This window comes from Methylobacterium sp. XJLW (assembly GCF_003254375.1).
GTDB classification, from domain to species: domain Bacteria; phylum Pseudomonadota; class Alphaproteobacteria; order Rhizobiales; family Beijerinckiaceae; genus Methylobacterium; species Methylobacterium fujisawaense.
This window is the reverse complement of the sequence record NZ_CP016429.1, coordinates 3,316,543-3,343,454: the sequence shown is the minus strand read 5'-3', so window position 1 is coordinate 3,343,454 and position 26,912 is coordinate 3,316,543. Positions and strand designations below refer to the sequence as shown.

20 protein-coding genes and 1 pseudogene are annotated in these 26,912 nt (G+C 60.3%); 11 read left to right on the top strand and 10 right to left on the bottom strand.

Annotation, left to right across the window (positions count from 1 at the left end):
- Positions 1-24 precede the first annotated feature (24 nt).
- The 6 genes from A3862_RS15450 (at position 25) to A3862_RS15425 (ending at position 5,302) form a co-directional block, all read left to right on the top strand.
- Entirely contained in the window at positions 25-1,173 is a 1,149-nt protein-coding gene (locus tag A3862_RS15450; RefSeq protein WP_043758639.1) for an ABC transporter substrate-binding protein, read from the top strand.
- Between the two features lie 397 nt (positions 1,174-1,570).
- Entirely contained in the window at positions 1,571-2,443 is an 873-nt protein-coding gene (locus A3862_RS15445; protein WP_111473706.1) for a branched-chain amino acid ABC transporter permease, read from the top strand.
- A complete protein-coding gene (locus A3862_RS15440) occupies positions 2,440-3,474 on the top strand; it encodes a branched-chain amino acid ABC transporter permease (protein ID WP_043758643.1) in 1,035 nt (344 codons plus the stop codon). Before A3862_RS15445 ends, A3862_RS15440 begins: the two co-directional genes overlap by 4 nt.
- Positions 3,471-4,286, top strand: a complete 816-nt coding sequence (locus A3862_RS15435; RefSeq protein ID WP_043758645.1) for an ABC transporter ATP-binding protein — start codon at positions 3,471-3,473, stop codon at positions 4,284-4,286. The genes A3862_RS15440 and A3862_RS15435 overlap by 4 nt, the downstream gene beginning before the upstream one ends.
- Positions 4,279-4,983 carry an ABC transporter ATP-binding protein gene (locus tag A3862_RS15430; RefSeq protein WP_043347345.1) on the top strand — a complete coding sequence of 235 codons (705 nt, stop codon included), beginning with the start codon at positions 4,279-4,281 and terminating at the stop codon, positions 4,981-4,983. Before A3862_RS15435 ends, A3862_RS15430 begins: the two co-directional genes overlap by 8 nt.
- Positions 4,976-5,302 carry a Rieske (2Fe-2S) protein gene (locus A3862_RS15425; RefSeq protein WP_081948780.1) on the top strand — a complete coding sequence of 109 codons (327 nt, stop codon included), beginning with the start codon at positions 4,976-4,978 and terminating at the stop codon, positions 5,300-5,302. Before A3862_RS15430 ends, A3862_RS15425 begins: the two co-directional genes overlap by 8 nt.
- A gap of 453 nt (positions 5,303-5,755) precedes the next feature.
- On the opposite strand, the gene A3862_RS15420 is transcribed toward A3862_RS15425, so the two are convergent.
- The gene (locus A3862_RS15420; RefSeq protein WP_124262980.1) at positions 5,756-7,042 is read right to left on the bottom strand and encodes a hypothetical protein; all 1,287 of its coding nucleotides are present in this window, start codon (positions 7,040-7,042) and stop codon (positions 5,756-5,758) included.
- Between the two features lie 290 nt (positions 7,043-7,332).
- Between A3862_RS15420 and A3862_RS15415 the strand changes: the two genes are divergently transcribed.
- On the top strand, positions 7,333-8,850 hold the full coding sequence (locus A3862_RS15415) for a GumC family protein (RefSeq protein WP_158498460.1): 1,518 nt from the start codon (positions 7,333-7,335) through the stop codon (positions 8,848-8,850).
- A 37-nt stretch (positions 8,851-8,887) separates the two neighbouring features.
- Here the strand turns inward: A3862_RS15415 and A3862_RS32610 are convergent.
- Positions 8,888-9,065, bottom strand: a pseudogene (locus tag A3862_RS32610) (IS3 family transposase); the annotation flags it as partial.
- A 137-nt stretch (positions 9,066-9,202) separates the two neighbouring features.
- The gene (locus A3862_RS15410; RefSeq protein ID WP_052083650.1) at positions 9,203-10,360 is read right to left on the bottom strand and encodes a DegT/DnrJ/EryC1/StrS family aminotransferase; all 1,158 of its coding nucleotides are present in this window, start codon (positions 10,358-10,360) and stop codon (positions 9,203-9,205) included.
- A gap of 623 nt (positions 10,361-10,983) precedes the next feature.
- On the opposite strand from A3862_RS15410, the gene A3862_RS31530 reads away from it, so the two are divergent.
- Positions 10,984-11,145, top strand: a complete 162-nt coding sequence (locus A3862_RS31530; protein WP_159020337.1) for a hypothetical protein — start codon at positions 10,984-10,986, stop codon at positions 11,143-11,145.
- 430 nt (positions 11,146-11,575) lie between these two features.
- Here the strand turns inward: A3862_RS31530 and A3862_RS15405 are convergent, their stop codons facing one another.
- From A3862_RS15405 to A3862_RS15380, 6 genes are all read right to left on the bottom strand, one after another.
- Entirely contained in the window at positions 11,576-11,998 is a 423-nt protein-coding gene (locus A3862_RS15405) for a GtrA family protein (protein ID WP_051044675.1), read from the bottom strand.
- A gap of 1 nt (position 11,999) precedes the next feature.
- On the bottom strand, positions 12,000-13,496 hold the full coding sequence (locus tag A3862_RS15400) for a UbiA family prenyltransferase (protein WP_236961290.1): 1,497 nt from the start codon (positions 13,494-13,496) through the stop codon (positions 12,000-12,002).
- A 268-nt stretch (positions 13,497-13,764) separates the two neighbouring features.
- On the bottom strand, positions 13,765-16,173 hold the full coding sequence (locus A3862_RS15395; RefSeq protein ID WP_205782287.1) for a WD40/YVTN/BNR-like repeat-containing protein: 2,409 nt from the start codon (positions 16,171-16,173) through the stop codon (positions 13,765-13,767).
- Positions 16,174-16,555: 382 nt separating this feature from the next.
- Positions 16,556-17,599 carry a glycosyltransferase family 2 protein gene (locus A3862_RS15390; RefSeq protein WP_236961288.1) on the bottom strand — a complete coding sequence of 348 codons (1,044 nt, stop codon included), beginning with the start codon at positions 17,597-17,599 and terminating at the stop codon, positions 16,556-16,558.
- Between the two features lie 20 nt (positions 17,600-17,619).
- Complete coding sequence (locus A3862_RS15385) at positions 17,620-18,795, bottom strand: glycosyltransferase family 4 protein (protein ID WP_236961286.1); 1,176 nt, start codon at positions 18,793-18,795, stop codon at positions 17,620-17,622.
- A gap of 104 nt (positions 18,796-18,899) precedes the next feature.
- Positions 18,900-19,784 (bottom strand): WecB/TagA/CpsF family glycosyltransferase, encoded by an 885-nt coding sequence (locus tag A3862_RS15380; protein ID WP_236961284.1) that lies wholly within the window; start codon positions 19,782-19,784, stop codon positions 18,900-18,902.
- 1,393 nt (positions 19,785-21,177) lie between these two features.
- On the opposite strand from A3862_RS15380, the gene A3862_RS15375 reads away from it, so the two are divergent.
- Together A3862_RS15375 and A3862_RS15370 are read left to right on the top strand one after the other, a co-directional pair.
- A complete protein-coding gene (locus tag A3862_RS15375) occupies positions 21,178-21,846 on the top strand; it encodes a sugar transferase (RefSeq protein WP_052083651.1) in 669 nt (222 codons plus the stop codon).
- 137 nt (positions 21,847-21,983) lie between these two features.
- Complete coding sequence (locus A3862_RS15370; RefSeq protein ID WP_158498462.1) at positions 21,984-23,027, top strand: NAD-dependent epimerase/dehydratase family protein; 1,044 nt, start codon at positions 21,984-21,986, stop codon at positions 23,025-23,027.
- A gap of 1,452 nt (positions 23,028-24,479) precedes the next feature.
- Here the strand turns inward: A3862_RS15370 and A3862_RS31090 are convergent.
- Positions 24,480-24,818 carry a hypothetical protein gene (locus A3862_RS31090; protein ID WP_124262979.1) on the bottom strand — a complete coding sequence of 113 codons (339 nt, stop codon included), beginning with the start codon at positions 24,816-24,818 and terminating at the stop codon, positions 24,480-24,482.
- A gap of 765 nt (positions 24,819-25,583) precedes the next feature.
- On the opposite strand from A3862_RS31090, the gene A3862_RS15365 reads away from it, so the two are divergent.
- Complete coding sequence (locus A3862_RS15365; RefSeq protein ID WP_100793991.1) at positions 25,584-26,873, top strand: O-antigen ligase family protein; 1,290 nt, start codon at positions 25,584-25,586, stop codon at positions 26,871-26,873.
- Positions 26,874-26,912 lie beyond the last annotated feature (39 nt).

The following is a 26,912-nucleotide window of genomic DNA, read 5'->3' as shown; positions in this document are numbered from 1 at the left end:
CCTCAACGCACTGGAGACACGCGAATGCCCAGCAGGTTCACCCTCACGACCGCGATCCTGCTGGCGCTGACGGCGACGGGCGCCCGGGCGGACGCGATCCGCATCGGCGTCAACGAGCCCCTGACCGGGCCGTTCGCGGCCTCGGGCACCTACGTGGTGAACGGCGCCAAGATCGCCGCCGACGAGATCAACGCCAAGGGCGGCGTCCTCGGCAAGACGCTGGAACTCGTGATCGAGGACAACAAGAGCAACCCGACCGAGGCCGCCGCGGTCGCCGAGAAGCTGATCACCAGCGACAAGACCCCGGTGATGATGGGCGCCTGGGGCTCCAGCCTGACGCTCGCCGTGATGCCCAAGCTCGCGGATTACGAGACGCCGATGCTGGTCGAGACCTCCTCGTCCGGCAAGATCACGACCTCCGGCAACCCTTACGTGTTCCGGATCTCGCCGCCCTCATCGCTGGAGGCCGAGACCTTCGCGCCGATGATCGGCCGCCTCGGGCTGAAGAAGGTCGATTTCCTCGTCCTCAACAACGACTTCGGTCGCGGCGCAGCGACCGATTTCGGCAAGATGCTCAAGGACATGGGCGTCGCGGTCGGCCTCGTCGAGACCATGGACCAGGGCGCGCAGGACATGAGCGCGCAGCTCGCCAAGCTGAAGGCTTCGGATTCCGACACGATCATGATCACGAGCTCGGTCGATCAGCTCGTGCTGCTGTTCAAGCAGATGGCGGCGCTCGGCCTGAAGAAGCGGGTCATCACCACCGGCGGATCGCAGAACCCGGACCAGATCATCGCCCAGGCCGGCGCGGCTGCCGACGGCACGATGCACCTCACGACGTTCCTGCCCTGGTCGCCCGACAGGACGCCGGACCCGAAGGCCACCGAGGCCTTTATCGCCGCGTGGAAGAAGCGCGGCTTCGACTTCGCCGGCGTGACCGAGAGCTTCCGCGGCTACGACGGCATCCGCGCGATCGCCCACGCCATCGAGAAGGCGGGCTCGGCCGATCCGGCCGCGATCACCAAGGCCTTCTGGTCGGTCGACTTCGTCGGGCTCAACGGTCCGATCCGCTTCGCCAAGGCCGGCCCCGCCGGGAAGGAGAGCGGGCAGAGCAAGCCCGACGTCTACCTCATCGAGATCAAGGACGGGAAGGTGATCGTGCCGGCACTGTAGGGCTGCCACCGCGCGCCGTCCCTCCCCCCTCGGCGGGGGCTTACAGAATCACACATCGGGTTCGGCCACGCGGTTTCAGGACCGAGCGCGGGTCCGCTCTCCCGAGCGGGAGAGGGATAGGGTGAGGGACGAGAGCTTTCAGAACGAGGCGCGTCCTGTCGCGCATCGATCGCGCGCTCGATCCGAAGAGTTCTCATCCCTCACCCCAACCCTCTCCCGCACGGGAGAGGGGGCCTGTCGCGCTCTGCCGCCCGCGGCGGTGCAAAACGAAGATGTGTGACCATCGTCGCTGCGGGGGAGGGAGACGCGCAGTGCCGGCTCCCGAATTGGCAACCCGCGTGTCCCCGCACGCAGCGAGGCGCCGGTCGTCCGGCACGCAACCTGCCAGGAGAAGCCCATGAACGAACTGGTCCAGCACCTCGTCAACGCGCTCATCCTCGGCGGTACCTACGCGCTGCTGGGGATCGGCCTGACGCTGATCTTCGGGATCATGAACGTCGTGAACTTCACCCACGGCGCGCTCTACACCGTCGGCGCCTACGTCATGTACCTCGCGGTCGCAGCGCTGGGGCTGAACTTCTTCCTGGCGCTGCCGGTGGCGATCCTCGGCGGCCTCCTGCTCGGGGCCGCGATCGAGCTGGTGCTGCTGCGGCCGTTCCGGGGCTCGGACATCGACACCACCATGCTGGTGATGATCGGCGCCGGGATCATCCTGCAATCGGGCACGCTCTGGACCTTCGGGGGCGTCGCCAAGGCGATCCCCGCGCCCTTCCCCGAGGCGCCGCTGCAGATCGGCCCGGTCTCGGTGTCGTGGCTGCGGCTGTTCGTGCTCGGCGCGGCGCTGACCCTGATCGCCCTCACCTACGCGCTGATCAACCGGACCAGGCTCGGGCTCGCCATGCGCGCCGCCTTCCAGGATTCCGACACGGCGGCGCTGATGGGCGTCGACGTCCGCCGGATCTACACCGCCACCTTCGCGCTGGGCTCGTCGCTCGCCGCGGCCGCCGGCGCGCTCCTCGGTCCCGTCTACGTGGTGTTCCCGCAGATGGGCGGCCTCGCCGAGCTGAAGGCCTTCGCCGTCGTCATCCTGGGCGGGCTCGGCAACGTCACCGGCGCGGCGATCGGCGGCTTCATCCTGGCGCTCGCCGAAGAACTGGGTGCCGGCTACGTCTCCTCCGGCTACCGGGACGCGATGGGCTTCCTGATCATCATCGCGGTCCTGCTCTACAGGCCGACCGGGCTGTTCGCGAAGGCGGAGCGCATCGGATGAACCGGCTTCTCCCCCTCGCCCTGCTCGCCGGCCTCGTCGCCCTGCCCCTGGGTCTCGGCGCCAACCCCTACCTCCTCAACGCGCTGATCGTGACGGGCATCCTGACGATCGGCGCCATGAGCCTGAACCTGCTCCTCGGCTTTACCGGGCAGCTCAGCCTCGGCCACATCGCGTTCTTCGGCATCGGCGCCTATGTCAGCGCGCTGACGAGCCTCGGCTTCGACGTCGATCTCGGGTTCGGCATCCGCGCGGTCCACGAGCCGTGGCCGGCGGTGGCCGGCCTCCTGCTGGCGACGGTGGCGGCGGGCGGCTGCGGCTACCTGATCGGGCGACTCTCCTTCCGGGTGCGGGGCGCCTACTTCGTGATCGTCACGATCTCTTTCGCCGAGGTCGTACGGCTCGTGGCCCTCAACTGGGTCGAGCTAACGCAGGGACCGTTGGCGCTGACCAACATCCCGGCCATCACCCTCGGTCTGCCCGGCCTCGGCATGTGGACCCTGAAGACCAAGCTCCAGAACTACTACCTCGTGCTGGCCGTCGGCACGCTGTGCTGGCTGATCATCGCCCACCTCGTCGGCTCGCGCTTCGGCCGGGCGATGCGGGGCCTCAAGGAGAACGAGTCCCTGGCGCTCTCGGTAGGCATCAACGCCACCCGCACGCTGACCATCGCGGCCGTGATCTCGGCGGCGATGGCCGGCGCGGCCGGCAGCCTCTACGCGCATTACCTGCGGATCATCGATCCTGACGTGTTCCTGTTCGCCACCACGGTCACCATGGTCATCATGGTGGTGGCGGGCGGCAAGGGCAGCCTGATGGGCCCGGTCGTCGGCGGCCTGATCTTCGGTCTGCTGCCGGTGGCGCTCCGCCCGGTCATGGCGCCGGAGGCGCAGTGGATCGTCTACGGCCTCGTGCTGATCGTGATCCTGTTCGTGATGCCGCGGGGCATCGTGCCGGGACTGTCGGCGCTGCTCGGCCGCCGGCAGGTCCGGTCGATCCCGGTCCTCGAAGCCAACCCGGCGGTGCAGCGATGAGCGCGATCCTCTCGGTCGAGCATGTCGGCGTCCGCTTCGGCGGCCTCGTCGCCATCGCCGACCTGCATTTCGACGTCCAGGCCGGCGAGATCGTCAGCCTGATCGGCCCGAACGGGGCTGGCAAGACCACGGCCTTCAACATGATGACGGGCTTCCTCAAGCCCAGCCAGGGCGATGTCCGCTTCCGCGGCACGTCGCTGAAGGGCCTGCCGCCGCACGCGATCACGCGGCTCGGACTCGCCCGCACCTTCCAGCGCACCAGCGTCTTCCCGGACGACACGGTGTTCGACAACGTGATGATCGGCCTGCACCAGATGGGCGCCGCGGCGGGCCGCGCGCCCGTTCTCGACGCGCTCCTCGGCCGCGCGGGGGCCGGCGAGAGGAAACTGCGCGCCCGCGCCGCGGCGCTGCTCGACTGGGTCGGGCTCGCCGGCCGGGCGCAGGAGAAGGCCGGCGCCCTCGCCTACGGGGAGCAGCGCCTCGTCGGCGTGGCGCTGGCGCTCGCCACCGAGCCCGCCATGCTGCTCCTCGACGAGCCGGTCTCGGGGATGAACGCCTCCGAGACGCGGGTCTTCGTGCGCCTGATCCGGCAGATCCGGGAGCGCGGCGTCACCATCCTGCTCGTCGAGCACGACATGCCGATGGTGATGGAGGTCTCCGACCGCATCGTCGTCCTCAATTACGGCCGCCTGATCGCCGAGGGGCCGCCGGACCGGATCCGCAGCGATCCGGCGGTGATCGAGGCCTATCTCGGCCAGGGCAGCGCGGCCCGGCAGGCCGCCGCTGCCGCGCAGGAGGCGGTCCATGCTTGAGATCCGCGACCTCGTCTGCGGCTACGGCCACGTCACGGCGCTCAAGGGGCTCACGATCGACGTGCGCGAGGGCCAACTCGTGGCCCTCGTCGGTGCGAACGGGGCCGGCAAGTCCACGACGCTCCGGGCGATCTCCGGCCTCGTCGCGCCGCGCTCCGGCACGATCCGGTTCGCCGGCCGGGACATCGCGGGGGCGGAGCCCCGCCGGATCCTGGCGGCGGGCATCGCCCATTGCCCGGAGGGCCGGCGCGTCTTCCCGCAGATGACGGTCGCCGAGAACCTCGCCATGGGCGCCTATCTCCGCCGCGACCGGGCGGCGGTCGCGGCGGACCTGACGCGCATCTACGGGGAGTTTCCGCGCCTCGCGGAGCGCCGCGACCAGGCGGCCGGCACGCTGTCGGGCGGCGAGCAGCAGATGCTGGCGATCGGCCGCGCGCTGATGGGGCGCCCGAAGCTCGTGCTGTTCGACGAGCCTTCCCTGGGGCTCGCTCCCAACATCGTCGAGCGGATGTTCTCGGTGATCGGGGCGATCCGCGATGCCGGCACGACCGTGCTACTCGTCGAGCAGAATGCGTTCGCGGCCCTAGAACTCTGCGATTACGCCTACCTGCTCGAAACCGGCCGCATCGTCCTCGCGGGGCGCGGGCAGGACCTCATCGCCGATCCCCACGTGCGGGACGCTTATCTCGGTGGCTGAGACGGACGGGCCAGAGCGGATTTGCCTCGGCCCGCACGACCTTCTCGCCGGGCGGAACTCGGTGGCGATCACCGTCCGAGGATACCATCTGCTTCTCGTGCGCGATGGCGAGCGGATCGTAGCCGCCGAGCGGGCCTGCCCGCACGAGGGGGCAGACTTGTCTCTCGGCCAGTGCGTCGGTGGACGGCTGCTCTGCCCCAGGCATCTCGCCTCTTTCGATCTCCGAGATGGCTCCGTCTCACCGGGCTGGTCGTTTCGTGCCCTTCGCCTGTTCGAGATCGAGTCGGCTTCGGACGGGCTATGGCTCAGGATGAAATGATGTGTCTCGAGCCGTCCCGACGCTGCACGGCGTTCGCGCCGCGCAGGCGCCTCAGCGCGGCAGCCGTGCCCTCCAGCCGCTCTGCGGGTGCCGCGTCCATCTCGCGATCACGCGGGCCGTCGATCCCGTTGCGCACGGTCGGGAGCCTGACGCCGAGATCGGCGGCCGCAGCGCAGCGAGACCGTCCGCTCATCTGAGCAAGACAGACCGCCGCGGCACCAGACTCAAGTGTGGACGGCCTACGCGTTCACGGAAAGCGCTCTCCGGGGCTCCGAGGTGAGTCCACAGTTCATTTGCGGCCCATCCTCGGAATGGTGAAACGGGGCCGGGGCAGGCGTCGTGCCGGGCGCGGCGACCGTCAGCGGCGCAGACCGGCGCGACCCGTGCCGCCCGGGCGCGTCCGGCTGACCACGATGAGCCGTCTGCGGCGGTGATCGCGAAGACTGCACGCGTTCACGGCAACTGCACGTGCGGAGACGCCTGCCTGCCCTTCCAGCGCCAGGCACGCGCGACGCGCCATACAGCCAGCGTGAAGATCGCCTCGCCTGCGAGAACGCCGACCATCGAGTACAGCGGCCCCACCACCCAGACCATGACAACGACGAGGATGACTGAGATTACGGACGAGTAGACGCTTGAGAAAGCCAGCACCCGGAACTGCCCTGCGGCTTGCAGTAAGATGCTTTCCGGGGTGCGGACAAGGCGGAGGCCCATGATCGCCAACCACAGGACAAATGCCTTCTGAACATAAAGCAGATCGTAGTCTTTCGAAAACAGAAGCGAGGGCGCGAAATAGGCAACGATGACGCCGAGGCCCAAGGTTGCGAACCAGCCGCTCATGAGAATGAATCGAAACAGGGACAGCGTGCGATCGACGTCGCTCCATCGCTGTTGGGCGACGAGCCGTGCGAGACGCGGTCTCTCGAATTCTCCGAGGGCGTTCATCAGGATGATGGCCGGCCGGATCAGGAGTGCGCTCGCCGCGAGCGCCGCAAAGGCGACGGCACCCGAGATCAGGGTCACGAAATAAGCATGTGCGTTGCCGGTGGCCTCCGTCGTGACCAGTCCGAGCAGCGACCAGCTCGAATGCTCTTTCCAGACGGCACCATAGCGCGACAATTCTTCGAGGCGGGGCAATCGAAGCTGTTCCGCGAGATGACGAGGCCCGAACGCCAGCAAACCGCCGGCTGCACTGAGCATCAGAAAACCGTAAGCGAAGAGGGGGGAAGCGCTGCCCTGCCACGCGATCAACCCGATGCCGACGCCGAGGACGACGCCGGATACGATATCGGACAGGGCGGCACGTTGCGGCAGGCCGATCGCATACACATAGGCGCGACCGAACCAGCGCAGCATTGTCAGGCTTGCGAATCCTCCGAATAGGGCTGCAGGTAGAATTTTAATCCCGAGAGCAGCACTGAGCGCGGTAATCACCACAAAAACCAATAGTCCGATAATAATATTCACACCAAACAAACACTCGACGGTAGCGGCATCGCGTGTGTTGCTGGCTCTCGCCATCACGACGGGAAGGGGAGCACACAGAAAGGCGCCGGAAAAGCTCATCAGAAATTGTGATGTCACCATAAGGAACGAAAAAGTGCCAAAATCCTTCGGGCTCATCAGATGGACAAGAACGACTGACAGAACGAATTGTGTCGCTGACAGCACCAACGGACCGGATACGGCAAGCATGTAGGGCGCGATGATTTGCACGGCTTGTGCAACGGCGATCTTCATGGAAATATTTCGTTTCCAAACGAGCATTCCAGCACCAATTCAAATATAATACGTCTCGCCTCGAAGGGCGAATAAAGAGCGTTGTTGCAATTCAGGCATGAATCCTGCTAAGGTCACGATATCCTTGAGCACTAGCGATTAAGAGCCGACTTTTGAATGAACGCCTAATCGCAGAAAATATCAAGTCCTTAAAATGGAGTAACGCTCGCAGTAATTTGTGCGCTTTTTAGTTTAGCCGTTGAATCGGCGGCTCGAATATAAATAGAGCGCACGCCAGCAGGATGTCGTTTATGCTGCACGATCAAGACATGAAGCCTTCGATAGGCACGGTGTTGCGATGCATGTGGAAACATAAGGCATTGATGGTCCTGGCGGTGGGCGCCGGTATTGCCCTGTTTTTATCTGCTTATTTGTTGATCGCACCGGTCTATGAAGCATCGACATCGCTTCTTGTCAGTCAAGCTTCGGAGAATATTTCCGATGGCAGCCGGAAGCAGCTTGAGTTGATCACCTCTCAAGCTCGAATCGCGGAAAGCGAGGATGTCGTTCGCGGCGCAATCAATCGCGTCGGGCTCGATAAATTCAAAGGCGTCGGCCTATCCCGCCTTCCCGGATTGGGAGGATGGCTGAGGCAGATCGTCCATGGCCGGCGTGACACAGAGGGAGTAGTCCCGGAGCACGCTGGGGATAAGGACTCCGGCATCTCCGATATCGATCTGGTCGCTTCCGTCCTGAGCCGACGCCTCACGGTGCGGACTGAACCCAATTCCGAGGTCCTGAAAATCTCGTTTCAATACACGGATCCACGTCTGACGGCGGCGTTCGTGAACGCCGTCGCCGAATCGTTCATCGAGCGCCAGATCCGTCTCGCCGATACGCCGGGCGCCATCGATTTCTTTCGCGAGCAGAAAAAGCGATTCAACGAAGAAGTGGAGATGCGCTCCCGACTGTTGGAGCATTTCTCCCGCCGGGAACGAATGTACTCCGTGGAGGATGAGCGAAGCCTGCTTTTGCATCGGGCCAGCGACATTGCGGCGGCTCTGACGGCGACGCGCAGCTCGCTGGTCGATAAACAGGGTCAAAAGGGGGCGCTCGTCGCACAGCTGCGACTTCTCAAGCCGGTGACACAATCTCCGTTCGTGTCGAATCTGGTCGAAAATCTCGGCGGTGACGAGAAAGGTCGGTCGCCGTCACGCGGCCCTTCAGAGAACACGGCCGGCGCGGGCGACCCGCCTTTGTTGATGGTGCGCGTCTATCAGGACTCGATGGTGGCGCTGCTGAAGGTCAATTCCGAGATCGCCGGCCTTCTCGATCTCGTCAAGCAGCAGGAGCAGGAGATCAGCACCGTCAACCGAGACCTGACGACGCTTGTGAGCAAACAGACCGAATTCGAGAGGCTGAAACGCGATGTCGCCCAGGCGACCTTGAATGCGGAACTCTACGCGAAGCGGACCACCGAAGAGCAAATCAATGCCGATCTCAGATCGGCAAAGCTGACGAACATTCGTGTGATTCAGTCGGCGACGACTCCGCTCCGGGCCGTGTTTCCCAACGGGGCTCAATTCCTCGGGCTCGGCGTCGTGTTCGGTCTGATCCTGGGTGCATCGGCGTCCCTGATGCTCGAAATGTACGGCCCGCGACCGGTGTCCGACGCGACGGCCCCGGACGCACCGGCCGCTCCCGGTCGCTTCGCCGCCGCACACGCCTCGACACCCGGCGCGCAGGCCAATGAGCTTCTCCGGAAGGCGGCGGCCTATTTCGCGATGGCCGACCTCAAGCGCCGCGCACGGACGCAGTCGGGATCTTAGAGCGCTGCTCAAGCCTGGGTGATGCCGTTGCCGTGACGGCGACGCTCACTCGGGCCTCTCCGCGAAGATGCCGATGGCCATTCTTGCACGTCGCGCTCCGCGGGCATTCGGTCGCGCATACGACGCGACCGCGCGATCTCGGCAGCCTGATCGGACAGGGACGCAACCGGGCGGGAGGAAGAAGCCCGCATCGATCCTGCCGACCGGGAACGCGGGGCGAGCGCCCGTGCAGCGAGGTACGCTACGGCTTCGCATTGGCCATCGGGCGTGAACGCCCGACTTGTCCCGGCCATCCGACACCGTTGCCGAACAGCTGGAGCACACCCGAGGGATGCGAGACACCGAGGTGTTATCAGAACGCGATCGGTGCAGGCTCGGCGCCCGATAAGCCCGTTGTCGCAATGGAACGCCGCAGGGCCGCGATGACTTCGTCCTGCTCATCCTCACGCAGGCTCGGGTATAGCGGAAGCGAGAGCGTACCTTCGCCCCAGTGCCAGGAGATGGGAAAACGAAGCTGCGCTTGCGCAGTGCGGTACAGGCTCAGCGCGGGAACACAGCGATAGTTCACGGTCGCACCGATCCCGGCCTCGCCGAGAGCATTCAAGACGGCATCCCGCGCCCCGCCCGGAACGTGGATCGGGAACAGATGCCGCGCCGAGACAGCGTCGGCGTCGATGGTCGGCCATTTGAAGGGCGTGCCCGCGAGTGCAGCCTCATACCGTCTGCAGAGACGTTCCCGGATCTGCAGTTGCAGGTCGATCTCAGCGATCTGCGGCTCCAGAAGGACCGCGAGCAAATCCGGGAGGTTGGCCTTCGTCCCCAAGCGGGCGATGTCCCAATGGCGGTAGGTGTGCCCCTCGAAACGCCGGGCCGCGCTCGCCGACATGCCGTGTTGAACGGTCTGAGCCAAGGCATCCGCCAGAGCCAAATCGTTTGTGACGACGGCGCCGCCTTCGCCGCAGGTCACATTCTTGGTCGCGTAGAACGAGAAGATCGCCGCATCGCCGAGCTGGCCCGGACGCCGGCCGTCTCGCGTGCCTTCGAAGCAGTGCGCCGCGTCTTCGATGATTTTGACCGACTCGGGGATCACGGCCCTGAGCGACGGTATATCCACCATCTGGCCATACAGGTGAACCGGGATGACGGCTCTGGTCCTCGTGGTCACCGCCTGCCCTGCCTGGGTCAGGTCCATGAGCAACGTTCGCGCATCAACGTCCACGAAAATCGGTGTCGCTCCAACTTGCCGGACGACATTGGCTGTCGCGGCGAATGTCATGGCAGGAACGATGACCTCGTCGCCCGGTCCGATATCGAGGGCGAGCAAAGTTGCGACCGCGCCCTGCGTCCAGCTTGACGTCAGCTTGGCGCTCCCGACCCCGAAGAAGCGGCGCAGCGTCGTTTCGACCTCCTGGCACCGCGGACCGCTCGTGAGAAAGGGACTCGCGAGAACCGACGCGACACGTTCAGCGTAGCAAGCCGGGAGGGCGTGTCGATAAAATGGGACAGCCATTCAGCTGACCTCGCTGAAGGAGGGTTGTTCGGTATCAGTATACACCGTCCGGGCAGTCGGAATACCGCGCGGTATAACAGATCAAGCCCCCCACGAGACGGCCGTCCGATCGTCTGATCTGCTCTGATGTCTGTCGACGCGCCGCGCGTCAGGCTCGCGCGGGCCGACACGACCGAGGCCGCTTTACGCCTTTGGTCCGGTCGCCACGGGTCGCGGCCCCCTGAGCATACGGCGCACCCGCGGCGCAGAGCCCAAACACGCGCCGACTCAATGAAGGCCCCCGTTGCCTAAGCGGTTCCCCGCAGATGCCATCGGGTTTCTCGCGCGAGGCGATCGCTGCTGCCTTGCTCAAGTCCAAGCTGCGGACAGGAGATCCCGATTGCCGTGCCGGCGGGGACGTCGTTGAGACCGGGGGCCGAGCTCGGCGCCGTCCTCCGTTGCATCGGCTGAGGCGCGACGCGGTCCAGTTCACCGTTCATGAGCGTCGTCGCGATAGGGGTCCGGTGGTCGGCCTTACCGAGGTGCTGCGCTGGCAAATTACTGTTTACGCTTCTGTAACGATTGACGAGGAGAGTTCGCGATCGGCGTGAGCTGGCGATTGCTCCAAGCGAGGATGCCCAGACATGGTCTTTATCATCGCCTCGGCTTTCGCAGCGGCTCTCGTTGCGTTCATCTCCACGATCGGCAGCGGCTTGGTTTTCTCGATCCTCGCGGTCTTCATCTCTGGCAATTGTGCCGCTCTGCTCGCTGGATGCTGGCTCATGCGCCAGCGGGGCGCGGCTTAACGGGATCGGTTGCTAGCGAACCGACCGCTCGACCTCCTGATCGCTCGCGACGCGCAGTACAACCTGGCTGCGCGGCAACGAATCGACCGCCGGTTCCGGGGATAAGCGCGCGGTTCCAGGATCAAGACGACCGCGCCAGCCGAAGCCGCTCAGACCACCGTTCGACACGACGTTGCCGACACCTCAGCGATCGCGAAATCGCGGCGTCTGGCTCGGGTTAGCCGCTGCATCCCCGGCCTTCCGGAACGGAGGACTCCAGGCGGCGCGATTCGACCGGACCGGCGCGGCTTCGGCGGGTCTCGCGCCGCTCCAGCCGACGAACGTGCGCGGCAAGGCGCGAGGGGATGATCCGCGGATGCGCGACAGTCCGTTTTGACGCCGCGCGCGGGAAAGCAGCACGGGGGCATGATCAGCGCTCTCGGAGGAGCATTCAGGCCGTCCTGAAGGTGACCGTCTTGTGTCCAATATAGTTGGCGACGGCACCGGCCATGATACCGATCGCGTGCGCGGCAGGCGCCGCGATCTCTGTAAGGCCGAGCGGCATCAACAGCCCATCGCGTGCGACAATCGCCACCGCCACGGTGACGAGTCCCCCGATCAGATTGACCAGGAGGAACCCCCCGAGTTGCGCGGCAAGGGATCGCGACGAGCCCGGGAAGACGAAGCTGCGGTAGATCAGGAAGCCAATCACCATGCCGAGCGCGGTCGCTGTGGCGACCGCAAGCGCGAACGGCATTACGGTGTTGAACAGGAAGCGTGATGCCCAACTCACGCCCGAGGCGAAGCCGCCCGCGAGCAGAAATCGGACGCGCTGGTCGAGGCGGATGAGGTCCTGCAGGTAGAGCCGCATCATCTCAGACCGAAAAGCCCGCCCAAGCCAGCACGAAGCACATCGCGAGCGCACTGCCGGCCGTCAACGCCAGCCGGTCCGTCAGCGCGAAGACAACCGGATCATCCTGCAGCGTGCCGCGCTGGCACGCGACCCAGATTCGCCCCAGGATGATCGACAGCGCCAGGGGGAAGCCCCAGAGCCATGCCACATCGCCATAGAAGGTCTGCTTGAACGCGTCGTCGATCACGTAGAACACCAAGATCAGGAGCGCGGACGTGCCCGCGGCGACACCGGCGGCCAGCACGAGGGGCAAATCCACTGCCACGTAGCCGCGTCCGTTGATCTGAGCCGCGCCGCGCGCCGTGGCACGGGCGATCTCTGTGTGGCGCTTCGCCAAGGCCAGTGAGGTGAACAGGAACATCGAGAACACGAACAGCCACGGCGAGGCGATGGCCTCCACAGCGGCGGTGCCCACAGCCAACCGAATCGTGAAGAGGCTGGCGAGCGTCAAGGCGTCAAGCAGGACCACCCGCTTGAGATAGAACGAGTAGGCGAGCGTCAGCCCGGTGTAGGCTGCCAGCGTGAGAACCACCTTCGGGCCAGCCAGCGCGCCGAGCAGGAATCCGGCTCCCAGACCGGCCGGCACGGCGGCGAGGCCGTAGACGATCGGAAACTGGCCGCTGGCGAGAGGACGGTTCTTCTTCGACCAATGCCGACGATCGTCCGCCACGTCCCAGATGTCGTTGAGGATGTAGGTCGCCGAGGCGATCAGGCAGAGCGCCACGAAGCTGATCGCGAGCGACCCGAGGGCGGACGGGTCGAGGAAGCGGTTGGCCAGGACTGCGGGCACGAGAACAAGCGCATTCTTGGCCCATTGATGGGACCGCATGCTCTTGAGGAGCAGGCGACCATAGGGCGGGCGCCGGAAGACGCCGGCGACGTCGGCCGCTCTGCCGGCCGCGCGCTCCACCCCCGGGGAGGCGCCGACCACGATCGCCTGCCGGGCGGCATGCCACACCGGCAGATCGGCGCGGCTGTCGCCCGCATAGTCGAAGCCGAGCGGGAAACGGCGGGCTAGCTCAGCCGCTTTGGCGGACCCTTTCAGATTCGTCTGCCCGTCGCTGGCGATGACGCTGCTGATGAACGGGAAGCGGCGGGCGATCTGGGAGGCCGTCACATTGTCGGTGGCGGTCGACATGTGAATCGGCCGGCCTCCCTTGGCCTCGGCCTCTGCGAAGGCGACCAGCTCGGGGTTTTCCGGCAGCGCCTCGATGTCGAGCGTGACAGCCTGGGCCATGCGCCGCTTCAGGTGGGCGCGGCCGCCCATGGCCCAGTAGAGCATGCGCAGGACGTTCAGCGGATCGGCCCGCACCAACGCAAGCGCCTTCTCGTAGAGGACATCAGTCCGCAGGAGCGTTCCATCGAGATCGAGGATGAGGGGAACCTCGCGAGACCCGAGTTTCGGCCAAGCCGGGTGCCGAACGGCCTCGCCCCCCGAAGCGATGTGCCCTGACAGCAAGGACCCGGCTCCCAAGCTCGTAGACCGACCATACTGAATCCGGCGGGTGAGATCGTGCAGAACAGATCGCATCATCACAGATCGAAAGCTCCGCTACCGATTTGAACAGGGCCACCTCAATCAGGACTGCTGAATTGCCGAGATCCATGTCCGGCTGGTCAGGTCCCGACTAAGATGACGATTTCCCAGCCGGAGACTCATTGCCGGAGTCGCCACAGCGCCGATCTTCGGGGCCACACGGGGACCGGAGAGGCCGCGTTCGCGGGTCTCAGCGCAGCGAAAAGCATTCTGCGTCCTCTCCGAATGCGTAGGGCTTCGCTTTGCAGTCGGCCGGTTCCCCGACCAGGAAACCGGACCCCATGTAACCCACGTAGACACGGCCGAAATGATCGGTGTCGGCGCCGAGAACAGTGACCTGATCCAAGCTGCCGACGGGGAAAGCCCCTATCTTCGTCCAATTCTCACCTTCATCAATCGATCGCCAGAATCCATATTCGCCATTCAGCCGACCGGATAAGAAAATTGTAGGATAACCTGCCTGATTAGGTCGACCAAAAGCGATATCATCCACTTGGCTGACACCGCGGATCGAGGTCCAGGTTTCCCCGCCGTCGCGGCTGCGCCTCAGGGGCGTCCCCGTTGCGTACGGGATGCCCGACGTGAAGAAGAGCTCGCCCGGTCGACCTGGCACGGCGCGGAGCTTCGCGGCGTACCCGGTGTTCGGCGCGATCTCACCCTTGAAGACGTGGCGCCAAGTCTCGCCACCGTCGCCCGTCCGCCAAAGCCCTTGGAGCCGCTGATTCGCCCCCTCCCCACTGTGGACGAGATAGAAGACGCCGGGCCGCGTGCCGTCCGCCGTGAGTGTCTTCCGCGACAGGTATATGTGCGGATGTGAGCCCGTGAACGGAAGGGACTCGCCGCTCAGTACCACCCGTCGCCAGCTTCGGCCGAGATCTTTCGTGTAGAACGGAGCGCGGTTATAGGTCGGCTCCCAGACGATGTTGTTGGTGTCGCCGGCCGAGACCGCGATCGTACCGAACGCCATGCGCCAGGGGTCCTCGGGACGGGTCCCCGGCGGGGTCGGAAGCGCGGCGAATTTGGTCCAGCTGTCGCCGCCATCCAAGCTGTACCCGGCCAGCACGGCATCGCCGTCTTCCGAGCAGCAGGACGTTCGGGTATCGGACGCATTCGTCACGACGAATCGCGGATTGGCGGGTGTCAGCGCCACTTGCTGTGCTGCGATCAGCACACGCTCTTTCGGACCGTATGACGTTGAGTACGCCGTCAGGTCCCGCTTGACGTGAATACCGAAATCCCAGACCGCAAACAGCGGGGCCTGCCCTGGGGCTTGGTTGACGTCGTTCGCGACGAGCTCCTCAATCCCCCGGGTCTGGCTGACCCACGTCACAGTCCGCGAAGAGTCGGAGAGGTCGGCGTAGAACACGCCCATGCCTGCGCCAGCCCAGAGCCGATCCTTCTTCACAGGATCGAACATGATACGGCTCATGGCGAAGTAGGACGCATTGCTGACGCGAAGCCATGGCGGGTCGCCGGACCCGACCCGGGACTCATGCGCCAGTCGTGTCCACAACCGTCCTCCGTCATTCGATCGGAACACCGTCCCGCTTTGATCGATGACGAGGATGCGTGAATCGTCCGGGTCGATCGCCACGGCTGCGAAGGGCAGACTCGGCAGGCCTCCGTTGGATGTAAGGCTCTGCCATGCACCCCCGCGATAACGCCAAGCCATTCGTGTCTCGCGATCGACACCGAAGAAGGTCCCGTCGCGCGCGAAGGCGCCCTGCGTCAGAAGCGACGGCCCGCCCTGCCCGTCTGATGCCAGACGGGAAAAGCTTCGGCCGCCGTCGGACGAGGCGAAAAGGCCGTTTCCGGCCGACATCGCCCAGACGCGCCCTGCGACTTGGCCGCCCGGTTTCTCGAACCACGTGATGATGCCGGGGCTCTGATGGCCGTCCTGAGCCGGGCGTAGATCAATCGCCGGAGGCACGGTCGGGACGCGTGACCACGTCACGCCGCCGTCATCGGTACGCCAGAGACCATCGGCCGGAGTTCCGAAGAGCGCAACGTCCGGACGCACAGGGTCGACCGAAATGAACGGCCCGTAATTGCGGAACTCGCTATTCGGATCGAAGCCATGCTCGAACGGAGCTGTCGATGAGGCGGCGAATGACCGCCCTCCATCCCGCGAGGTAAGGACCCTTCCCTTCAGAGCCAGATAGATCCGGCGCGCGTCGGACGGGGCAACGACGACCTCGTACACCCCCTCGTTGAGCCCGTTCTGAACGTGAAACGTCGACGGCATCGACGCGGTGGTCACCAATTGGACCCACCGATTGGCCGTGTCGCTCCAGATATAAGCTCCGTACACATCCGCTCTGACGACGCGCGTCGACCCGCTGGCATCAGATGAGTATCCGGTTATGAATCCACCGCCGCCGATCTTCACCGGCCGCCAGAGATAGGTCTCCGCACGAGCGACGGGCAGCACCACGAGCCCCCAAAGCAACAGGGCGAAACCGCGTAACGACACGGACAGCGACAGGCGCATCATCGACGAGCGTCCCTGATCGAACGGCCGACCGAGCCTCCACATGCGATGCGCGACCAAAGATCGCCCGGTCATCTTCGGGTCCGCAAGACCGAGTTCAGCCAGCATCAACTCAACCAACATTGGCTGGAACCATGAACCCTAGTGCAGCTACGGACCGCCAATTGACCCGATCCCAGCACCACACAGGGATTTGCCAGACCTGTCGGTCGCCGATCGATCCGCACCCGCGCCTTCCGGAGAGCATCGCGGTGTTCGGCCGCATCGCGAATTGAACCGAAGCGAACAATTGGCCTACCCCTGATTCAGTTATGGTCAGGACGCCCACAATCAGCCTCGCCTTCCATTTTTCTCGATTTCCGAAATACAAACTCAAGCACTTAAACACAGCCATCGAGATAACGGCCAAGGCTTTTAGATCCACGTCTTGCGCGAATGAGACATCAAGCCCGAATTTTGCCAATATCAGCAACTGTGACTTGCCATTTATTCAACCCCTGATGATCACCGCCTCCAATCGTTCCGTCGGCGATCGGCGCGATGCGGCGAACCCCGCAAAAAAGCCAATTGCAACCGTGTTCCACGCCACGAACGAGTATAGCCCGGCTTGCACTGAGCCGCGCCGCAGCATGAGAAACAGCACGGGTAGGACAATCGCCACGAGCAGGTATGCGAGGTAATGCCAGTCTGAGACCGCCAAGACCGTCAATGTGAGGATTGCGGCCCACCAGATCACGACGACAGCGCATGTCCAAAACTGCGTAAGTTTAGAAAGCGCTTGCCGACTGCGAGGCCGGGCGAGGATCGCCCGAGAAACTTGGCCCACGCCGTTCGCGTAGCCAGATAGAAATCGAGCCCGCAGGAGCTTATAGCTTTCTGACGTATGCCCATAATGCACGACGGCAGGAACATCGAGCCGGGTGAGTTTCCAGCCATCCGCAATCAATCGCGAAGCGAGCTCAAATTCTTCAAATGATTTCAAATTTCGGTCTGCGAAATACCCGCTCTGCTTTACCGCCGAGACGCGATAAAGCCCCCCACAATCGAGACGGTCGATCAGACGAGGGTAATAAGCGCATCTCCTTTCCGCATTGATTTTCCGTGTGCGGAATTCATGGTTCTCGACATTCGCCTCTTCGACACGGCCCCCGACCCCGGCGAAATCCGGATGCGTCTCCAAAAATGGTATCGCACACGGCAGGAATGAAGGATCGATCTCCATATCACCGTCGAGAAGGTAGAAGAACTCTCCGCGGGCGAACATATACGCGAGTTGGGCACCAGCGCCGCACGAGCGCTCGGCTGGATTCGCCAATTGGACGATCTTTACGTCGTACCGCAACGCAATCTCCAGCGTACCGTCCGTGGATCCGCTATCAGCGATCAAGACTTCACCACCGTACGGAGCGGCGGCCTCAAGCGCAGTTTCGATCGCCCGCCCGATCCGGGCGGCCTCATTGAAAACCTTAATCCCGATTGTAAGCTTCATTGCCAATTCCGTATCGAAGGACTCTTTTGGACGAACGTCACCCATTCCTCGGCCAAAAACCGACGTTAAGACACAAGATCCTCGTAGAGTGACATGGTTTTATCGAATGAAAGTGCTGCCGCGATATGTCTTGATCGCAAAGCCATGTCCTCATAATATTCATGATCAAAATACAATCGGTCAATCGATCGGGCCAAACTACGCGCATCGTCGATATCAACTGAAATGCCGCAGTGTCGGCCGATTTCGTCAGTTATAAATTCCAATTGAACTGGGATATTCGAAACGACAAGCGGCAACCCAAGTTTGGCCGCTTCGATGAGTGCGAGGCTATGGCCTTCGAAGCGACTCATCTGCACGAAGACATCGGCCGCCGCGAGCATGCGAAGTGCATCTTTGCGGCCCATGAGTCCGAGAAATTTTACCCGATCCGTTACACCGAGGCAGTCAGCCAGTGACCGCAGTCTCGTCTCCTCAGGTCCATGCCCTATGATGCTCACAATCACGTTTGGCATGTACAACGCCGCTTTGATCAAGACGTCGTAATTCTTTTGCGCTGAGAGGCGGCCGAGGCTTATAACGCGAAAAGGGGCATCACCCCCGATGCGCGGTTGCCTCATCCGGAACAATTCCGAAAGATGCTGCTCGATCGCAGGAGAAAGCGCGTTGCTGATGACCCGCTGCTTTGATCGCAACCACCCCCGCCCCCGGTGATACGACGTCGCGACCGTCTTCGAGACACTGACTGACGCCGAGACGTTCGGCGGCACAGAGGCATATCGATCAAGCCAATTCATAGGCCATTTCAACGTATTCGCAGGCGTATGATGCGATGTGATAGCTCGAATGCGCCGGTAGGAAAGCAAAGCCGCCGCGGGCACCAATAGGTTTGTGGCAGGCATCGCTGTCACGACACAATCTGGCGTATCCTTTCTGAAGAGCAGAACAAGATCTCTGACCAAGCAGAGAAGACGGCGCATCGATCGTGGCCTCTCAGAGACCACGTGGTGCCAAGGGACGCGTTCATCGCCAGCCATCGATGTGTCGGCACTCGGCCAAAGCGCGATGAGACGTGTTCGAAATCCCTTAGCCGCCAATCCAGCAGCCAGATCGCTCCACAGCTCACCGACACCACCGGATGACGAATGGTTGGCAAAAAAGTAAACGGTCGGCTGCGACCGTATCGAGGCTTTCCGTACGGAACGCTGGATCGGCTCCGTCAACGATACCGCAGCGCACATCCCAATCCGCCTCATTGATTGTCACCTAGCCCGGCACCTGAGCATGGATCCGGTTTTCTGTAATTAGTCCACAATCAATATTCGGATATAGATAAGATATGATATCATTTTAGTACAACTGGTCCACGATAGATCGGATCGTCGTACGTTTTGGTCAAAAGATAAAATAATGCGACGGGGTTAGACCATAAATAGCGAAACAATAATCGTCTCGGCTCCTGATAAATCCTGTAAAGCCACTCAAGACCGATATCTTGCATCCATCGCGGCGCTCGCGGAACGTCCTCAGCGATGTGATCGAAGAGCCCGCCGCAGGTTCTGATCCAGGCCAAACCGCCCAGTTTCTTCTGCCATGAACAAGCGATCTCTTCCTGCATCGGACTGCCTAGACCGAGCCATAAGACCTGCGCTCCTGTGCGGAGTATCTCAGAACAGATCTCATCCTCGTCGGCGCGATTGAAATACCCGTCGCGGCACCCAACCACCTGTAGATTCGGAAAAATCAGCTTCAACTTTTGCGATGCACGCAAAGCCACCTCAGGCTTTCCGCCCAGAAAATAAAAACGTATGCACTTCTGGGATGCTAGATCGGCGCAATCATGAATGAGATCAGTCGTCGCCACCCGCTCGGGCAAGGGACTTCGACAGAACAGGCGCGACGCAAAGACGAGCGATGCACCGTCAGCATCGACGATTGAAGCCTTGGAAATCAGCCGCCGAAAGTCTCTATTCAGATGAAATCTCGCAATTACCGATCCATTTGACGCGACGATTATTCGGGGCTCAGCAAGATGCCCCAGAGATACCAAACGGCAATCCTCATCCATGCGGCGTGCCAGTTGTTTGCGCGATAGCACTGCGGTGGGAATCCCACCAACACGGATCAGGGACGTTCGACCACTGGATTCATTGAGTAGCGCACCGTGAACCAGCTGCCGCTGAAAAGTGTTGTCGTCACGAGAACCGGAACGACTGTCGTTCAGTCGCACGGCCCCGTCTGCACGGAGCCGGCGCTGCACAGCACCTGACCATCTAAAGTATGTCGACAACCGGCCAAAATGCGACATCTCTACATCCCTCCTATAGCGCTCGGGAGTAGGGCCTACACGGCTTCTTAACAGTTTGTTAACCTATATCCAGGCGATCACCGGAACGCAATACCGAATTCGATGGACCTAAAAAGGCACTTTGAGTCGAGTCTCCGCCCTCATCGAGAGCGGAAACTGGATTGATCAAACGCGCCTCAAATCCCTGGTTAAAAAATTGCCGCTCCGCTCATAATATCGGCAATCTGAGGACATCTAGCCGGCATCAAACGGCTTGATTACCATCTTCCGATCACTCGGCTCACGAGAAACATCCCAGGGCCCTCAACCGCCAAACCGTTTTAACGTCACCGCCGATCGCGAGCAGCATTCGCGCGACAGGGTTCGGCTATTCGACGCGAAAGACAGAGCGATTGAGCGCTTCTGGCTGCGTTATTTATCCGTCTCGTAGCCTGCAGTGAAGTGCGCTTTTGCTTTCGTCGGCAGAGCGACACGAACGGCGTGACGCGGTGCCATCCATTTGTCAGATTTGGGCAACCTTCTCGCAAAATCTGCGAAGAAAAGGGCCCTTCGGTTCCGCCAAGCTCAACACGCGATATCGGTTTTCATATTCTTTGTGACGGTATAATAATCTGATGGTGTATCCGCGAGCCGATTTACTCCAGACTCGTATTATCGCAGCAGCGGAAAATGGTGCGTATGCACTGGTCATCCTGCCATCATTGACATGACTTTGACCGTTTCTATGGACCATCCCTCATGGGCCGCACACCTAATCTAAACATCAATCATTTATCTACTAAAACCGATTTTTAGCGCCAGTAAATGCAAGCAATGTATGAAAATTAACCCTATTGCCAGACGGCGTGATAGCCGATATAGAGAATTCGGCCGCGTTATCAAGGCCGCACACCAAGTCCGAGATGCGGCCCGGATGTCTAGAGTGGGCTGTCTATTAGCGCGCGCCGCGCACCAGTGCTTTTGCGAGTTCTGGGGACACGTCGAGTTGCGAAGTCATTCCTAATAAATACCGAAACTGCGAAAACGCCAAACAGCAGTCTTCAGCGATAGTATCTCGCAGCGTTCGTATGGTGCAATCTCGCGCGAAGCCGTTTTCTTCAAAAGAGCTTAATACAATAAACGGACAATTTAAGCTTATGTGAACAATATTGAAGAATAAATTATACTCTTAGTCATTGGCAACATACAACCAAGCGTCGAAAAGCCATCATTTTATATTTATTTTCGGGTGATATGAAATAAATCCGGGAGGATATTTTCAATACGCCGCTTTGACTCAATCGATTATGTGAAATAGATCGAGGAGACTTAAGCGATGAGTTCTGCTGAACACGGATTGCTTGTGACCTCAGGTCCTGAAGCTCGAGCGGGGGCTGACCACACATCCAATATTCGGCACAGCGCGCATGTCGCAATCGATATAACTGTTGCGGCAGCTGCCATCCTCCTTCTTATGCCGCTTTTCGTTTTGATCGCCATTTTGGTCTCGCTCGACAGTCCTGGACCTATTTTGTTCCGGCAGGAACGTACTGGACTGAAGGGTCGCAAATTCAATATATATAAATTTCGTACGATGCATGTTCAAGAAAACGGACCAATCGTGCAACAGGCGAGTCGCAGCGATGTGCGCGTAACTCGGATCGGAAGATTTCTAAGACGCAGCAGTCTCGACGAACTTCCACAACTACTGAACGTAATTAAGTGTGAGATGGCTATTGTAGGACCTCGTCCACACGCTGTTTCCCACGACATTTACTATGGAAAAATAATCCCCAATTACAATGCTCGGTTCAATGTGCGCCCCGGTATCACCGGATGGGCACAGATTAGTGGGTCACGGGGCGCAACGCCTTGCTCTGCCGATATGGAAAAGCGCGTTGCGCTCGATCTTTGGTATGTATCAAACGCCAGCCTTATGCTTGATTTCAAGATTATCGTGAAAACTGTTTTGATGTGCCTCGCATTCAAGCTGGATGCTTACTGAAATCGCAATCTAAAATGAATGCAACGATTTTTTGTTCGCGCCTGAGATTAGAACGGATGCTGGGTTCCCCGGGACGCGCTGCACATATTGGCGCCTCGGCGTCCCGAAATCCGATAGCTCCAAGCGAGGTTTTCGCGATGCAGAAGACAGTTGCTGTTACTGGCGCCGCAGGATATATCGGTTCTGTTCTCGTCGCACAGCTTCTGAATGTCGGCTACCGCGTTCGAGCAATCGATGCTTTTTTTTTCGGGCATCAGTCATTGCGTAACCTTCAAGACCATCCCGCGATGGAGATTCTGCGGTGTGACATCCGCAATTATCCGCCAGGGGTTTTCGATGATTGCGACATTGTTGTTGATTTAGCCGCATTGTCGAATGACCCGTCCGGAGACCTCGATGCTGAACTAACGCGTTCGATCAATGAGCAGGGGCGGATCGCCTCGGTGATGCTCGCTGAGCGGGCTGGGGTCAAACGCTATCTCTTTGCAAGTTCCTGTGCCGTCTATGGTGAGCATATTGGCAGCGACGTGAGTGAGGATTCAACGCTTCGACCGCTCACATTATATGCGGAGACGTGTGCAAAAGCCGAAGAGGTCGTATTGAGCCGAAACAGATCGGATTTCACCACCGTATCCTTGCGGAATGGTACCGTTTTTGGCCTTTCGCCAAGGATGCGGTTCGACTTGGTGGTCAATAAAATGGCGCTCGATGCTTATGAACTCGGCTGCATCAGTGTCGTCGGAAATGGCGCACAATGGCGCCCTCTCATTCACGTCGAGGACGTCGCGCGAGCGTTTTTGCTTACCCTTGATGCGCCCGACCGGTCCATTGCCGGCCAAGTGTTCAACATAGGGCGTGAAAATTGCCAGATCTCGGAAATTGCATACCAAGTCTGGTTAGCGAGTGAGGCCGCACCAGCGATTTCCTATTTGGGTGTCGGTGAAGATCGTCGAAACTATCGCGTCAGCTTTGCCAAGGCTGAGAAAGGACTCGCGTTTCGGGCGCATCGGTCGATTGGGTGCGCCGTCTCGGACGTCCAAAAGGCGCTCCGAGATGGGCGGGCCGGTAATGCGCCTTGCTGTCATACGGTCGAATGGTATCGCTCCCTTTTAGCGACGAAGGGCACCGGTCTCGGTTTCGGGCCCCGGCATGTGAGCGGCAATATGACTGCGATCCGGTGAACGGGTCCAAGCTAAAAGCGAGTTGTGGAGCGCCGACGAAATTCGAGGCAATCTGGCTTCAGGTGCCCAGAAGCGACTTTACCGAGCCGAACTTTCATAGATGGAAACACCGTTTTCTCGATAAAGGCCGCAGGTGACGGGCGGTCGCTACCGCAAAGATTCGAAAGATGAGGCTTGGGCTTTTGGTCGCCTCTCCGATGTCTACGGCGATATATCGGAGGCTTTTGTGTCCTTTCTTATGTGCGCCAATCGATATTGGTAAATATAGAATGTTCCCAGCGCGCTGGCGAACTGCACCAACCCGCGCTGGTGTCAACGCGTAATCAGTCGTCTTGCAGATTACAGTCCCTATCACGGCAGGATTGCCAACGAATGATTTTGGCCTTGTGAGCACAGATCGGATACCGAAGCTGGCATCTGGTCGCACGGCACCGGCCTCAGAGCCCGTGATTCGGATGGACGCACAAAGCTGATTTCGTCAGATTGCGAAAGTTCGCATCGACTTTATAAGGAAACGCAGCAATCGCAAGTAACAATCAAAGAGGCCAATCACAGTGGCCCCGCTCGCTCAAATCAATCAGCGCCAAGATCGAATCTCTTGAATCACAAGCGAGCTAAAGCGATGCCACACAGCGAGAGATCTGTATGCATTTAGCGGGACAATAGCCGGAAAGATGCGATGTATCGTCAGATATAGTACGGTCGCGCAGAGCAGTAGCATCGACGCAATACATAAAATCGCAATGATCAAACCGTCAGCAGCCCGAGCCGATCGAGATCGGGATCCGTGGGTGCTGTTCTGAACTTCAAGTGCGGGCTGAGCTTGGCGCAAATCCGGACACTCTATTATTCAGCAGGTGATTAACTACGCATATCTAACGCTCCATGTCGATACCGAGCCGACGAAAATATCGCTCACCGGAGAACAATCGAGCTCCCGTCACTCGGTATATACTGCGGCGAGACACAATGCTGAAGCCGCTTCGACTGGCCCGCTCGATTGCCACTGCAGAAGGTATACTGCCCCCTGGGACGGCATGGGAATGGGTCTCAATTGCCCGACACCAGAGCCCTCAGGGTCACTGAATAGGCTGGCTGGTGCGCGGATGAAACGTGTTGTTCGGTTGCAAGCCAGCTCGACAGAAGCCTTTTGCCGGTCGCCATGCTAGGCCGGGTGGTGGATTGATTCCAGCGGCGCCTCAAGGATGAAGAATTCACCGGCATCTGGTGGGCCAGAGGGCCTCGGCCCCACATGGGGTCGCCTTCGATCGCAATGGTGCCGTGGGCCGGCGACGACCCAACCCGCCCTGTGATCCATCATTGTCCGGGCGCGGGCTGCGTCGTTTGTGTCATTGTTCTAGGCACCTCTCAGGTTGCTCACGCTCACTGAAGATCGTTCTCGGCTCTGATGGCAGGACCGAGTCCCGCTCTCAGTGCCGGAACGCCGAACATTCAATTCTGGCATCCTTCGCAGATGGATCGAACAGACTGCCGAATGAGGACCTCCGCCTGACGATCCCGCTTTGCAATCTCGGCGTTGCTGACCTGACGGCGCGGTGCCTGAATACGCCGTTGCGAGCCTGCCGACTTCGGCTCGTTCGTCGAGGGCGCAGCCGCAAAGGCCGGCAGGCGTTCGACCGTTGTGACGGCTGCAGCACCCATTCGATCGTGGGTGCGATGAGCGAGCACGGCTATCGGGTCGACGCCATTGCCGGTCTGACGTCGGCGGGGCGCTTCGAGAACCCCACTGTCATCGAGATCGGCCACCGGTGCGGAATCCACGGTTGTCATGGAAGGGCTCGATTCCAAAACCGTCAAGCTCAGACATCCACCCAAACCTCCGCTCAGACAGATCGAAAGACTGAAGGAGGCGATTCGCCATTGCTTCGAAGCCATTTCGGGCCCTCATGAACGAGATCTAGCCAGGACAAATTGGGCCGACGACGGATCGTCGGTATAGGTAGTCCTCCGGCGATACGCTTACCAAATCGGATTGCAGAACGCTGATCGAATTGTGCAATTTTTGCGCCCTTACTGCTTTCGATGGGTCGAGTAGATAACAAAGCTTGCAGGCATTCCGGTACGCAAACGGCTTTAAAGAGAGACGCGACACAAGTGCGGGCCAACCGGCGCCAGCCTTTCCACTGGTGCTTGATCAGTTCGAAGCGTCGACCGGCGGCGCCGGCGTCGCTCGATCCAAGATGGATTTCAGCTATCTCTGCATCGCGTGAGAGAATTGAACCCTCGTCTAGTTCGCCTTCAAGGTCCGCTTGCAAATCTCAGCCGGGAATGAGCCATGGATAAACGCGCATTTCAGACCCAGGAAAGGTCCTGGCGATGATGACAATGATTGTGAGCGCCACCGACTATATCGATCTAGACAGGTCGACGCTGACGATATAAAGTCGAAATAAGTGAATTTGGCTTAGACTTTTGTCGCCTCGTTTATCCGCAGCTGCAGCAAGGCGGGACTCGCAAGTCTTTTGGAATGGGATTTTCGTTGATTGCGCTGAGCTAAAACTTATTTGTTTTCCCAGAGAGGACGAAAACAGATCTATGAGGACAGGTTCACTCAGTGCCGTTGAGAAAAATTTGCGATCGTCCGCTCATGAGAGCGTCGTATCAATCGCTTTTTTTGCACTTTGCATTATGGTCGTCACTGCGCCAATCACCCAGGATGGGTTGAGCGGCGGCACCGCTTCCATGACCGAAGGAAATCCGTTCCGACAGCTTGGATATGTACTGATTTTATTAATTATACTGGCTGGAACGGGCATCCATCGCGACTTTCGAGGCTTGTCCGCGCTTCCGGGAAACGTTCGTGTAATATTGGCCTATTGTTGGCTGAGTATCGTTTGGGCAATAGATCCATCAATTGCGACCCGTCGCTTGGCCTTGACGACGATCGTTGCTCTGTCCGTTGCTATTGCCATACAATCGCTCGGTGTCGCGAAGAGCATTGCGCATATCCGTATCGCTCTGACTTTGGCGCTCTTCGCAAGCTACGCAACCGTCCTTTTCTTCCCGAGCGTCGGTATACACCAGCCGGAGGCGGGCCGAGATGTCGCTCTCATTGGTGATTGGCGGGGAATTTATCCCGAGAAGAACTTTATGGGCGCACTCTGTGCGATAACCGTGCTGTGTTTTTACTTCATGGAGCAAAAGCACCTGTCCTTTCTAAGATGGATCGTTATCATTGCGGCTTTTCTATTTTTGATGAAGACCGGATCCAAAACTTCGACCGCACTTGCCTTATTGGCCCTGCTATCGGGGCATGCATTTCGTGCCAACAATCATCGGGATTGGCCGCTTGCTTTCGCAGCGGCAATGACGAGCGCCTTCTGTTTCGGTGTCATTCTGCTGTGGTACGGCGAATGGCTGATGGAACCCTTGGATCGCGATGATACACTGACAGGTCGTTCACAAATCTGGCGCGTATTGATAGCTTATATTTCCGATCACTGGCGTCTTGGTGCCGGATATGGTTCTTTTTGGTACATCGGAGATGTTAGCCCGGTCTATGATTATGCGAAAGGAGGAAGCTGGTTCGAAATTGCCTCTCAGGGCCATAACGGATACTTAGATATCGCGTCACAGATCGGTTTGCCTGGCCTCGCGATCGCATTATACTTTCTTATTGTCAATCCTGTCGCGACGTTGTTGAGCCATCCCGCCTACAACAACAAAACTGGTGCTCTTTTTATAGCTATATTTGTATTTTGTGTGGGTCACAATTTAACAGAGTCCACACTCCTTTCTCGTGATCATGTTCTTCAATTTATGATTATCGTCGTTATCTGCATGATACACACAATAGATCGAAATTATCAGCACCATCAATTTTGATATTTGTTCAAATGGCGAGAAAATATGCTAATGATTGTT

Coding starts and splice junctions, on each gene's coding strand:
- A3862_RS15440 (WP_043758643.1), top strand. CDS start 2,440: ATGAACCGGCTTCTCCCCCTCGCCCTGCTCGCCGGCCTCGTCGCCCTG.
- A3862_RS15450 (WP_043758639.1), top strand. CDS start 25: ATGCCCAGCAGGTTCACCCTCACGACCGCGATCCTGCTGGCGCTGACG.
- A3862_RS15405 (WP_051044675.1), bottom strand. CDS start 11,998: ATGATGCGGCTCTACCTGCAGGACCTCATCCGCCTCGACCAGCGCGTC.
- A3862_RS15430 (WP_043347345.1), top strand. CDS start 4,279: ATGCTTGAGATCCGCGACCTCGTCTGCGGCTACGGCCACGTCACGGCG.
- A3862_RS15370 (WP_158498462.1), top strand. CDS start 21,984: ATGCAGAAGACAGTTGCTGTTACTGGCGCCGCAGGATATATCGGTTCT.
- A3862_RS15420 (WP_124262980.1), bottom strand. CDS start 7,042: ATGAAGATCGCCGTTGCACAAGCCGTGCAAATCATCGCGCCCTACATG.
- A3862_RS31090 (WP_124262979.1), bottom strand. CDS start 24,818: ATGACAACCGTGGATTCCGCACCGGTGGCCGATCTCGATGACAGTGGG.
- A3862_RS15415 (WP_158498460.1), top strand. CDS start 7,333: ATGCTGCACGATCAAGACATGAAGCCTTCGATAGGCACGGTGTTGCGA.
- A3862_RS15365 (WP_100793991.1), top strand. CDS start 25,584: ATGAGGACAGGTTCACTCAGTGCCGTTGAGAAAAATTTGCGATCGTCC.
- A3862_RS31530 (WP_159020337.1), top strand. CDS start 10,984: ATGGTCTTTATCATCGCCTCGGCTTTCGCAGCGGCTCTCGTTGCGTTC.
- A3862_RS15445 (WP_111473706.1), top strand. CDS start 1,571: ATGAACGAACTGGTCCAGCACCTCGTCAACGCGCTCATCCTCGGCGGT.
- A3862_RS15385 (WP_236961286.1), bottom strand. CDS start 18,795: ATGTGCGCTGCGGTATCGTTGACGGAGCCGATCCAGCGTTCCGTACGG.
- A3862_RS15390 (WP_236961288.1), bottom strand. CDS start 17,599: ATGGGTGACGTTCGTCCAAAAGAGTCCTTCGATACGGAATTGGCAATG.
- A3862_RS15410 (WP_052083650.1), bottom strand. CDS start 10,360: ATGGCTGTCCCATTTTATCGACACGCCCTCCCGGCTTGCTACGCTGAA.
- A3862_RS15395 (WP_205782287.1), bottom strand. CDS start 16,173: ATGCTGGCTGAACTCGGTCTTGCGGACCCGAAGATGACCGGGCGATCT.
- A3862_RS15435 (WP_043758645.1), top strand. CDS start 3,471: ATGAGCGCGATCCTCTCGGTCGAGCATGTCGGCGTCCGCTTCGGCGGC.
- A3862_RS15375 (WP_052083651.1), top strand. CDS start 21,178: ATGAGTTCTGCTGAACACGGATTGCTTGTGACCTCAGGTCCTGAAGCT.